The organism is Arthrobacter alkaliphilus, assembly GCF_021483235.1.
Lineage (GTDB): Bacteria > Actinomycetota > Actinomycetes > Actinomycetales > Micrococcaceae > Arthrobacter > Arthrobacter alkaliphilus.
In genome coordinates this window covers 22,246-32,914 of the sequence record NZ_JAKEEC010000037.1, presented here as the reverse complement: position 1 = coordinate 32,914, position 10,669 = coordinate 22,246, and the positions used below count along the sequence as shown (strand labels likewise).

The window sequence follows — 10,669 nt, the reverse complement described above, 5'->3', positions numbered from 1 at the left end:
GGCTTGTTTTCCCGGACGCTCGGTCAGATAAGGGCTTGTTTCCCCGGATCCTCGGTCAGATAAGGGCTTGTTCCCCCGGATCCCGTCTATCACCGGTGCGGACCCAACGCTGGCGCACCCGCGTCCCTGGCCGCCGATGATATATGGACAGGCGTTGGGAAGGGAACCGGGATATGTGACCGGGCGTTGGGTTGGGAGCCGGGATATGTGGACGGGCGTTCAAGGAAGAGCGGCTGGATGTGGACGGGCGTTGGGCAGGGAGGGGTTGGATGTGGACGTTGGGCAGGGAGGGGTTGGATGTGGACGGGCGTTGGGCAGGGAGCGGCTGGATGTGGACGGGCGTTGGGTTGGGAGCCGGGATATGTGACCGGGGGTTCGGTGCCGGCCGTACATTTTGTGGCCGAGCGTGCTTCTGCACGCCAGCCGGAGGGGCTCTGCCGTGCCTGGGGTTGTGATGATTCCCACGGGAAGCTGAATAGGCGGCCGTCGAATGCGTTCGCCGATGCCCGTTCACCTAGAATTGCATAAGAGAAACGAGCCGGATCCCGGCGGCGTGAGAACAAAATACAGATACGAGCGGCTGCGCATGCGCCAGTGGTCAGCTCACAACAGGAGGAATCCATCATGGCTGAGCACAACGGCGGCAACCGCGGCAACTTCGGCGGTGGCCGTGGCGGTCGCGGCCCGTTCCGCGCGAACAACAATTCCGGCGGAGACCCGCGCGGATTCCGTTCTAGGGACAGCCGCGACGGCAACACGGGCAGTGATCGTGATCGTAAGCCGTTTGGTGATCGTCCGCGCCGTGAGGGTGATGGTGATCGTCGTAGCTTTGGTGATCGTGAGCGTAAGCCGTTTGGTGATCGTCCGCGCCGCGAAGGCGACGGAGAGCGTCGTAGCTTTGGTGACCGCCCGCGCCGCGAAGGTGATGGTGAGCGCCGTAGCTTTGGTGATCGTGAGCGTAAGCCGTTTGGTGAACGACCGCGGCGCGAAGGCGACGGAGAGCGACGGAGCTTTGGTGACCGCCCGCGACGCGACGGTGATGGTGAGCGCCGTAGCGTTGGTGAACGTGACCGTAAGCCGTTAGGTGACCGCCCGCGCCGCGAAGGAGATGGTGAGCGCCGTCGCTTTGGTGATCGTGACCGTAAGCCGTTTGGTGACCGCCCGCGGCGCGAGGGCGACGGTGAGCGCCGCGGCTTTGGTGACCGCCCCGAACGCGGTCCCCGCAAGTTCGATGGCCCACGTGGGGAAGGACGCAGCTTCGGTGGACCCCGGGAAGAGCGCCCCGCGCGCGTTCCCAACGCCGCGGACCTGCGCAGCTCCAACCGCCCGGACCGCGAGCGTTCCCCGGAGATCGACGACGACGTCACGGGCCAGGAGCTCGACCGGGTCACCAAGCACCAGATTAAGACCCTTGAAGGCTCGAATGCCGATTGGGTCGCAAAGCACTTGGTGATGGCCGGCCGCCTCATCGATATCGATCCCGAGCTGTCCTTCCAGCACGCCTTGGCCGCAAGCCGCCGTGGTGGCAGGCTGGCGGCTGTCCGCGAAGCCGTGGGCCTGACCGCCTACGCCGCCGGCCACTATGGTGAGGCCCTTCGCGAATTCCGCACCTACCGCCGGATCAGTGGATCCAACGTCCATTTGCCCCTCATGGCCGACTGCGAACGCGGCCTGGGACGCCCGGACCGTGCGCTGGACGTCGTCCGTTCCCCCGAGGCCCAGGATCTCGACGCCCCCGGCAAGGTGGAACTGGCCATTGTGGCTTCCGGCGCCCGTAGCGACCTTGGCCAGCTGGACGCTGCCGTTGCCGAACTGGAGATCATCCAGCTCGACATCAACCGTGCGTTCTCCTACAGCCCGCGCTTGTTCCGCGCCTACGCAGATGCCCTGGCGGCAGTGGGCCGCACCGAAGAAGCCGGCAAGTGGCAGCGCCAAGCGGTCGTGGCTGAAAATGCGCTCGGCGTTGGAGACTTCGAGGACCCGGACATCATCGACCTTGGCGAGGACGATGAAAGCGACGTTCGCAAGCCCCGCTTCCGGACCACGGAGGAGAACGCGGAGCCATCTGAAGAGAGCACGTCCGAGGCCGCGGCCGCCATCGCGGAGAAGGCCGTCGCCGCCGAGAGCAACGAACATGACGAGGTGGACATCGACGACGTCGAGCCTGACTACTTCGAGTCCGACGACGCCGAGTCGGACCGCGACTCCGTCGAGGAAGACGAAACAGACGAAGAAGACGAAAAGGCCGAGGTACACGGAGAAGAGGGCTTCCGGCACGGCGAAGAGACCAAGAATGACTGAGGCCTCACTGGTTTCGCGTTTCGACGCTGTTCTGTCCGACCTGGACGGCGTCGTCTACGCGGGTCCGCACGCCATTCCGGGCGCCGTGGAGTCTCTTCAGCGGCTTGAGTCCGTGGGCGTCCGGCTGGGCTACGTCACCAACAACGCCTCGCGGACGCCGGCACAGGTCGCCGCGCATCTTCGTGAACTGGGCGCGCCGGCCGAGGACAACCAGGTGGTCAGTTCTTCGCAGGCCGCCGGGGACCTTCTGGCCGGGCTCCTGGCTCCGGGTTCCCGGGTCATGATTACCGGCAGTCCGGCGCTGGCCCACGAAATCGAACTGGTGGGCCTCACGCCTGTCCACAGCGCCAAGGATGATCCTGTGGCTGTGGTCCAGGGATTCAACCCGGACATCGGGTGGAAGGATCTCGCCGAAGCATCCTACGTTGTTGCTGCAGGTGCCCTCTGGGTGGCCACCAATACGGACATGTCCATTCCCCAAGCCCGCGGGATCGCTCCCGGAAACGGCACCCTCGTGGCCGCTGTCGCGTCTGCTACGGGCAAACAGCCGCGGGTCGCGGGCAAGCCGGAGGCCCCTCTCTTCCACTCGGCAGCACGGAGGTTGAAGTCGGAGCGCCCCATCGTCGTCGGAGACAGGCTGGACACCGACATCCTGGGCGGCAACCGCGCCGGATTCGCGACGGCGGCAGTACTGACCGGCGTCGACACGCCCGAATCCGTCCTTGCGGCCCGCAGCTCGGAACGCCCCGGCTACCTGCTGGCCGACCTGACGGACCTGTACGACCCGTACCCCGAAATCGTCGAGGAGGGCAGCAAGTTCCGCTGCGGGAAGGCCACTGCCGAGGTGCAGGATGGCCTCATCAAGGTCTCCGGCTCCGGGCAGGACCTGGACGCCTGGCGTGCTGCGTGCGCAGCCTGGTGGGCCGCCAATCCCGACGCGGCAGACGCCACAACGCCGCGGCTCGAATGGATGGAAAACTAGACTGGTCCAATGCGCGAGTTGAACGATCACCCGGAGGAGAGCACCGAGCCGGACAGCGCCGAGCCGGACAACGCCGACTCGCAAAGCGCGGCGCCGCACGATGCTCCCTGGCCGGACGATATGGCCGTCACAGGTGACGCCTCCGTGGATTCGGCTTTGGGCCGGTTGGCGGCAGTCCCCGCTGTTCCGGTGGCCGAGCACAGCGGCATCTACCTCGAGATCCACGACTCCTTGATGGCGTCGCTGGACGAAGAACGCTGAGCATGGCACGACTCGACCAGGAACTCGTCAGCCGCGGATTGGCGAGATCGCGCACCCATGCAGCGAAACTCATTGCCGACGGAAAAGTCAGTTCCGGAGGCAGCGTTCTCGCCAAGGCGGCGCAACAGGTCTCCGAATCCATGGAAATCGATGTTCAAGCCCACGCCGAGGACGTTTACGTCAGCCGCGCCGGACACAAACTCGCCGGTGCGCTGGCAGCCTTCCCCGCCATCGTTGTGGAAGGGAAGCGGTGCCTCGACGCCGGCGCCTCCACCGGCGGCTTTACTGACGTGCTGCTGCGGCAAGGTGCCGCGCGCGTGGTGGCGGTCGACGTCGGGCATGACCAGTTGGTGCCGTCACTGCGGAACGATCCCCGCGTCGAAGTCCATGAGGGCCTCAATGTCCGCTACATGTCGCCCGGGCAGATCGGCGGCCCGGCCGCGCTGACCGTAGCGGACCTATCCTTCATTTCTCTGACCCTCGTCCTGGAGCCGCTCGCGGAATGCACCGAGCCCGGGGGAGACCTGGTGCTCATGGTGAAGCCGCAATTCGAGGTCGGAAAGGAACGGCTGAGCCGCACCGGCGTTGTCACCTCCGATCACGAACGGCGGCGCGCCGTGGCCCAAGTCGCCGCAGCGGCCGTGGACGCAGGGCTTGAACTCTGCGGCCTGGCACCGAGTCCGTTGCCCGGGCAGGAGGGAAATGTGGAGTACTTCCTGTGGATAAAACGCAGGATGCAGGCGGACTTGCCTAAGATCGAAGAGCGGGACGAGCAAGTTGCTGCACTGATGGAACGAATCTGGACCACCCACTAGAAAGCAGACACCATGAGCAGGCGCGTTTTGGTCCTTGCCCACACAGGGCGTGAGGACTCCCTTCGCGCAGCCTGGGATGCCTGCGGGCAGCTCCATTACTCCGGCCTGATCCCGGTGATGCAGAAGTCTGAACTGGACGATATCGAACGGTTCTATGGCGTGGTGGACAAACCGATCGAGATACTGCACGAGGATGTTCGCCTGGAGGACGTCGAACTCGTCATGGTGCTCGGCGGCGACGGCACCATCCTGCGCGCGGCCGAGCTCGTCCGCAACGTCGACGTTCCCCTGTTGGGCGTCAACCTCGGGCACGTCGGCTTCCTGGCCGAGAGCGAGCGGGCCGATCTTGCCCAGACCGTCGAATGGATTGCCAGCCGCGAATACACGGTGGAAGAGCGCATGACCATCGATGTCCAAGTGTGGGTCCGGGGCCAAAAGATCTGGCACACCTGGGCCCTCAACGAAGCCGCCATTGAGAAGGCGGACCGGGAGCGCATGATCGAAGTGGTGACCGAAGTGGACGAGCGTCCGCTGACGTCTTTCGGTTGCGATGGCGTGGTGCTTGCCACCCCCACAGGGTCCACGGCCTACGCCTTCTCATCCGGCGGTCCCGTAGTGTGGCCCGAAGTGGAAGCCCTCGTGATCGTCCCCATCAGCGCCCATGCCCTGTTCGCAAAACCGCTCGTCGTTTCGCCGCGGTCCAAGCTGGCCGTGGAAATCCTCACCCGCACCGACGCCCAAGGCGTGCTTTGGTGCGATGGCCGCCGCTCCGTGGACCTGCCGCCCGGCGCCCGGATCGAAGTGACCCGTTCCAGCCGGCCTGTCCGCCTTGCCCGCACCCACCAAACCCCGTTTTCCGCCCGGCTCGTGCGGAAGTTCGAACTCCCCATTCACGGCTGGCGGGGTCCGGCACCCCGTTCGGCTGACATCCACACCGGTCCTACCCCCGTCATCAGGACCTTCAAGCCCAGCCCTTTGCCGACGCCCCAGGACGTGCGGACCGGCAGGGCGGACGACCCCACAAAGGAGATGTAAACCATGATCGAGGAACTCCGGATCCGTGATCTCGGCGTCATCACCGACGCCACGTTGCCGTTGGGGCCCGGCCTGAGCGTCGTCACGGGCGAAACCGGCGCGGGCAAGACCATGGTGGTCACCGCCGTCGGGCTTCTTCTGGGGGCGCGGTCCGACGCCGGTGCGGTTCGGTCCGGTGCCAAGTCGGCCTCCGCGGAGGCCACGCTCTTGCTCGATCCGGCCCACGCAGCCGTGGAACGGGCCGTGGACGCCGGCGGCGACGCCGAAGAGTACGACGGCGGCACCCAGCTCCTGCTGGCCCGCACCGTAGGCTCGGACGGCCGCAGCCGGGCTTTCGTGGGCGGCCGGTCGGCACCTGTGGGTGTGTTGGCGGAACTTGGCGAGAGCCTCGTGGTGGTGCATGGCCAGTCGGACCAGATCCGGCTCAAGGGTGCCGCGGCGCAGCGGCACGCCTTGGATCGCTTCGCCGGGGCCGGGCTCGCGGCGATGCTCACGGAATACCAGGAGCTGTACAGCCACTGGAAGTCCAGCCTGGCGGAGCTCGATACCCTCCGCGGCGAGGCCCGCGAAAGGCTCCGCGAGGCTGAATCCCTCGCGGTGGCGCTCAAGGAAATCGACGACGTCGACCCGCAGCCGGGCGAAGACGAAGCGCTCAAGGCCGAGGCAGTGAAGCTGGCGAACGTCGAAGAGCTGCGCATCGCGGCCGCGGCAGCACACGAGGCACTCATCTCGGAGGAATTCGGCGAAACAGCCGATGCCACCACGCTGATCGATTCTGCCAAACGCGCGCTCGAACAGGTTTCCGGGCATGACGAATCCCTGGCGGGAGCCGCCGCCAGGCTTGCCGAAATCGGCTTCCTCATCAACGACATCGCGGGGGAGCTGTCCAGCTACCAGGCATCCCTGGACTCCGAGGGACCCGAGCGGCTTTCGGAGATCGAGGAGCGGCGCGCAGCACTGGCCAAACTCATCCGAAAGTACGCTCCGAGCATCGACGAGGTCCTGGAATGGGCCGCAGCTTCGAGGGCCCGGCTGGACGAGTTGCAGGACGACTCGAGCCGGATCGAAGCCCTTGACGCCGAGGTGGCTGCTGCGGAATCTTCGCTGCGAAAGCAGGCCGCCCGCATCTCGAAGTCGCGAACGAAGGCGGCCAAAGACCTGTCCGCGCGCGTCAGTGCGGAACTCACCGCCCTGGCGATGGCCGATGCGACCCTGGTGATCGAGGTGGATAGCCAGGGGCAATTGGGCCCCCACGGCGTCGACGACATTTCCTTCCTCCTGCAACCGCATTCAGGTGCCCCGGCCCGCCCTCTCGGCAAAGGCGCGTCCGGCGGTGAGTTGTCCCGTGTCATGCTCGCCATCGAAGTGGTCCTCGCCGCCGTGGATCCGGTGCCGACCTTCGTTTTCGACGAAGTGGATGCCGGCGTGGGCGGGCGTGCCGCCGTCGAGATCGGACGCCGGCTCGCCATGCTGGCACGCCATGTCCAGGTGCTGGTGGTGACCCACTTGCCGCAGGTGGCCGCCTTCGCCGACCAGCACATCCGGGTCACCAAGACCTCAGTCCGGGGAAGCGACGGCAAGACCGCCACGGGCTTCACGTCCAGCGACGTCCAGCTTCTCGACGACGGGGAACGCGTGAAGGAGCTTGCCAGGATGCTGGCGGGCCAGGAAGACTCGGAGTCGGCGCGGGCACATGCCCAGGAACTGCTGGACGACGCCAAACTGCTGCCGCAGCACAGTTAGCACCGGTTCGGGAGGTCCTCACTCTTGATCGTCGCCGCACGGCAGGGGACTATTGAGCATTTGGGGAAACGGCTAACGGATCCTTTGGAGGCGCAATTGATGATAAGCTCGAATTCCGTGGTGCAGCGATCAAATTCCCGTGTAAATTCCCGGTTCCCGGGCTCGTCCAAGACGACCAAACACATCTTTGTCACCGGCGGTGTGGCGTCCTCGCTCGGTAAGGGACTGACGGCTTCGAGCCTCGGCCACCTGCTGCGGGCACGCGGTTTGTCTGTAACTATGCAGAAGCTCGATCCCTATCTCAACGTGGATCCGGGCACGATGAACCCCTTCCAGCACGGCGAAGTCTTCGTCACTGACGACGGCGCCGAAACCGACCTCGACATCGGACACTACGAGCGCTTCCTCGATGAGAACCTCGAAGGTTCGGCCAACGTCACGACCGGCCAGATCTACTCGACGGTCATCGCCAAGGAACGGCGCGGCGAGTACCTCGGCGACACCGTCCAGGTCATCCCGCACATCACGGACGAGATCAAGCGCCGCATGCGCCTTCCTGCCGAGGGCAAGAGCGCTCCTGATGTCATCATCACCGAAATCGGCGGAACCGTTGGCGACATCGAGTCCCAGCCCTTCCTCGAGTCCGCGCGCCAGGTCCGCCAGGACATCGGACGCAACAACGTGTTCTTCCTGCACGTTTCGCTGGTGCCGTACATCGGTCCCTCGCAGGAATTGAAGACCAAGCCAACGCAGCACTCCGTTGCCGCCTTGCGCTCCATCGGCATCCAGCCGGAAGCGATCGTGATCCGCTCGGACCGCGAAGTGCCCGACGCCATGCGCGAAAAGATCGGCCGCATGTGCGACGTCGATATTGACGCCGTAGTCAACGCCGCCGATGCGCCCAGCATCTACGACATCCCCAAGACGCTGCACTCCCAGGGCCTGGACTCCTACATCGTCCGCGCCTTGGACCTCCCGTTCAAGGACGTCGACTGGACCAGCTGGGACAGGCTCCTCGAAGCTGTCCACAACCCCAAGCACCAGGTTGAAGTTGCCCTTGTCGGCAAGTACATCGACCTACCTGACGCTTACCTGTCCGTCACCGAGGCACTCCGTGCCGGCGGTTTTGCGAACGAAGCCAAGGTCAAGATCCGCTGGGTACCCTCCGACGAATGCGAAACCCTCGAAGGTGCCACCAAGTCCTTGGCGGGCGTCGACGCCATTTGCGTTCCGGGCGGCTTCGGTATCCGCGGCCTTGAGGGCAAGCTTGGCGCGCTCAAGTTCGCCCGTGAGACAAAGCTCCCGGTGCTCGGCCTTTGCCTCGGCCTTCAGTGCATGGTCATTGAGTACGCCCGCAACGTGGTCGGACTCGAAGGCGCGTCCTCGAGCGAGTTCGAACCCGACTCCAAGTACCCGGTCATTGCCACGATGGAAGAACAACTCGACATCGTGGAGGGCAAGGGAGATCTTGGCGGCACGATGCGCCTGGGCCTCTACGACGCCAAGTTGGATGAGGGCTCCGTGGTTGCAGAGACCTATGGTTCAACCATGGTCAGCGAGCGTCACCGGCACCGGTACGAGGTCAACAACAAGTACCGCGAGCAGATCGCATCCGAGGGACTCGTGTTCTCCGGAACGTCTCCCGATGGGAAACTGGTTGAGTTCGTGGAACTGCCGCGCGACGTACACCCGTATTACGTAGCAACACAGGCACACCCCGAGCTCAGCTCCCGCCCCACGCGTCCGCACCCGCTGTTTGCCGGCCTCGTAAAGGCTGCGCTGGAGCGTCAGTCAGGCGTGGATCTGGTGGCAAAATCAGCCCGCAAGGTCGCTGCGAAGTAATCACTCATACAAACGAAGGACGGCGCGATGCCCGGTATTTCTGAAACCCCCAGCACTATTCGGAAGGTTTCGGACATGCCGAGCCCGCGCCGTCTTTTGTCGTCCAGCAAGGTCTATGAAGGCCGGATTTGGGACGTTGTCCGCGACGCCTTCGAGCTGGGCGAAGACACCGGCACTTTGGTCCGCGACTACATCGACCATCCCGGAGCCGTCGCGGTGCTGCCGATGAATGTCGACGGCGAAATCCTGCTGCTCAAGCAATACCGCCACCCCGTGGGCATGGATCTGTGGGAGATTCCAGCCGGACTTCTTGATGTGGACGGCGAAGACTTCGTGGTCGGCGCGGCCAGGGAGCTTGCCGAAGAGGCCGATCTCACGGCTGCCACGTGGAATGTCCTCGCGGACTTCTTCAATTCGCCGGGGTCCTCGAGCGAGGCGGTCCGGATCTATCTGGCCCGCGGCTTGGGGGACGTCCCCGAGGCTGAGCGGCACGTCCGCACGGATGAAGAGGCCGAGATCGAACTGGTCTGGGTCACGCTTGACGAGGCTGTTTCGGCGGTCCTCGAGGGCCGCTTGCATAACCCGTCCGCCGTCGTCGGGATCCTTGCGGCCGCCGCCGCACGCGCCGACGGGTTCAGGAACCTGCGTCCGGCCAACGCTCCCTGGCCCGCCCACCCGAGCCAGCGCTGACAGTGCCCCAGCTCGCGGAGACCAGGGCCCAGACAGCCATTGACCGGGCTGTCACGGACTACCTGCAACACCTCGGCGTTGAGCGCGGCCTTGCAAGCAACACCCTGTCCGCTTACCGCCGGGACCTGTCCCGCTACGCGAACTTCCTGGCCGCCACCGGCGTCGACAAACCGGGCAATATCTCCCGCCACGACGTCACTGCCTTCGTCCAGGCTCTGGCGGACGGTTCCGATGGCGGCGCGGCCCTCGGCGTCCGCTCTGCGGCCCGGACCGTGGTTGCCGTCCGCGGGCTCCACAAGTTTTGGGCCCTGGAGGGGACGACGACGGCGGACCCCGCCAGCGATGTCCACCCGCCAATGCCGGGCAAGCGTCTGCCGAAGGCCATAAGCGTCGGCGAAGTGACCCGGATCCTCGAGGCCGCCGGCGCCGATACCGCCACGGGGTTGAGGGACCGGGCGCTCCTGGAGTTCCTCTACTCCACAGGTGCCCGCATCAGCGAGGCCGTGGGCCTTGACGTCGACGATGTCTCGCTTGAGGCAGAAACCGACGGTCCCTCGATCGTGCGGCTCTTCGGAAAAGGTTCCAAGGAACGCCTGGTTCCCTTGGGCTCCTACGGTGCACGCGCCGTCGGATCCTACGTGGTTCGCGGAAGGCCGGCCTTGGCCGCGAAAGGAAAAGGCACGCCGGCACTGTTCCTGAATGCCCGTGGCGGGCGGATCAGCCGACAGAGCGCCTGGACCATCCTGAAGACTGCGGCGGAGAAGGCCAACATCACCAAGGACGTCTCACCGCACACACTCCGGCATTCCTTCGCCACGCACCTCCTTGAGGGCGGCGCGGATGTCCGCGTTGTGCAGGAACTCCTCGGCCATGCTTCGGTGACCACTACGCAGGTCTACACGCTGGTCACCGCCGACACCTTGCGCGAGGTGTACGCCGCCGCGCACCCACGGGCCCTCGGCTGACGACTTTCGCCGGGCACACTTTAGCAATGGGTGGG

General features: G+C 65.4%; 11 protein-coding genes. 10 read left to right on the top strand and 1 reads right to left on the bottom strand.

What is annotated here, in order from left to right:
• The first annotated feature begins 769 nt into the window (after positions 1 to 769).
• A complete protein-coding gene (locus L0B83_RS18680) occupies positions 770 to 1,084 on the top strand; it encodes a hypothetical protein (RefSeq protein WP_234760075.1) in 315 nt (104 codons plus the stop codon).
• On the opposite strand, the gene L0B83_RS18675 is transcribed toward L0B83_RS18680, so the two are convergent.
• Positions 1,081 to 1,398: a hypothetical protein gene (locus tag L0B83_RS18675; RefSeq protein ID WP_234760074.1), complete on the bottom strand. Its 318-nt coding sequence runs from the start codon at positions 1,396 to 1,398 to the stop codon at positions 1,081 to 1,083. The genes L0B83_RS18680 and L0B83_RS18675 overlap by 4 nt on opposite strands.
• Positions 1,399 to 1,452: 54 nt before the next feature.
• On the opposite strand from L0B83_RS18675, the gene L0B83_RS18670 reads away from it, so the two are divergent.
• The 9 genes from L0B83_RS18670 (at position 1,453) to xerD (ending at position 10,634) form a co-directional block, all read left to right on the top strand.
• Positions 1,453 to 2,301, top strand: a complete 849-nt coding sequence (locus L0B83_RS18670) for a hypothetical protein (protein WP_234760073.1) — start codon at positions 1,453 to 1,455, stop codon at positions 2,299 to 2,301.
• Positions 2,294 to 3,283, top strand: a complete 990-nt coding sequence (locus L0B83_RS18665) for an HAD-IIA family hydrolase (protein WP_234760072.1) — start codon at positions 2,294 to 2,296, stop codon at positions 3,281 to 3,283. The genes L0B83_RS18670 and L0B83_RS18665 overlap by 8 nt, the downstream gene beginning before the upstream one ends.
• A 9-nt stretch (positions 3,284 to 3,292) precedes the next feature.
• Positions 3,293 to 3,544, top strand: a complete 252-nt coding sequence (locus L0B83_RS18660; protein WP_234760071.1) for a hypothetical protein — start codon at positions 3,293 to 3,295, stop codon at positions 3,542 to 3,544.
• Between the two features lie 2 nt (positions 3,545 to 3,546).
• Positions 3,547 to 4,359 (top strand): TlyA family RNA methyltransferase, encoded by an 813-nt coding sequence (locus L0B83_RS18655; RefSeq protein WP_234760070.1) that lies wholly within the window; start codon positions 3,547 to 3,549, stop codon positions 4,357 to 4,359.
• A 12-nt stretch (positions 4,360 to 4,371) separates the two neighbouring features.
• The gene (locus tag L0B83_RS18650; protein WP_234760069.1) at positions 4,372 to 5,394 is read left to right on the top strand and encodes an NAD kinase; all 1,023 of its coding nucleotides are present in this window, start codon (positions 4,372 to 4,374) and stop codon (positions 5,392 to 5,394) included.
• 3 nt (positions 5,395 to 5,397) lie between these two features.
• Positions 5,398 to 7,137, top strand: coding sequence for a DNA repair protein RecN (gene recN / locus L0B83_RS18645; protein WP_234760068.1), 1,740 nt, complete (start codon positions 5,398 to 5,400; stop codon positions 7,135 to 7,137).
• Between the two features lie 99 nt (positions 7,138 to 7,236).
• A complete protein-coding gene (pyrG, locus tag L0B83_RS18640) occupies positions 7,237 to 8,979 on the top strand; it encodes a CTP synthase (RefSeq protein ID WP_234760067.1) in 1,743 nt (580 codons plus the stop codon).
• A 27-nt stretch (positions 8,980 to 9,006) separates the two neighbouring features.
• A complete protein-coding gene (locus L0B83_RS18635; RefSeq protein WP_234760066.1) occupies positions 9,007 to 9,669 on the top strand; it encodes an NUDIX domain-containing protein in 663 nt (220 codons plus the stop codon).
• Positions 9,670 to 9,671: 2 nt separating this feature from the next.
• Positions 9,672 to 10,634: a site-specific tyrosine recombinase XerD gene (gene xerD / locus L0B83_RS18630; RefSeq protein WP_234760065.1), complete on the top strand. Its 963-nt coding sequence runs from the start codon at positions 9,672 to 9,674 to the stop codon at positions 10,632 to 10,634.
• The last annotated feature ends 35 nt before the right edge of the window (positions 10,635 to 10,669 follow it).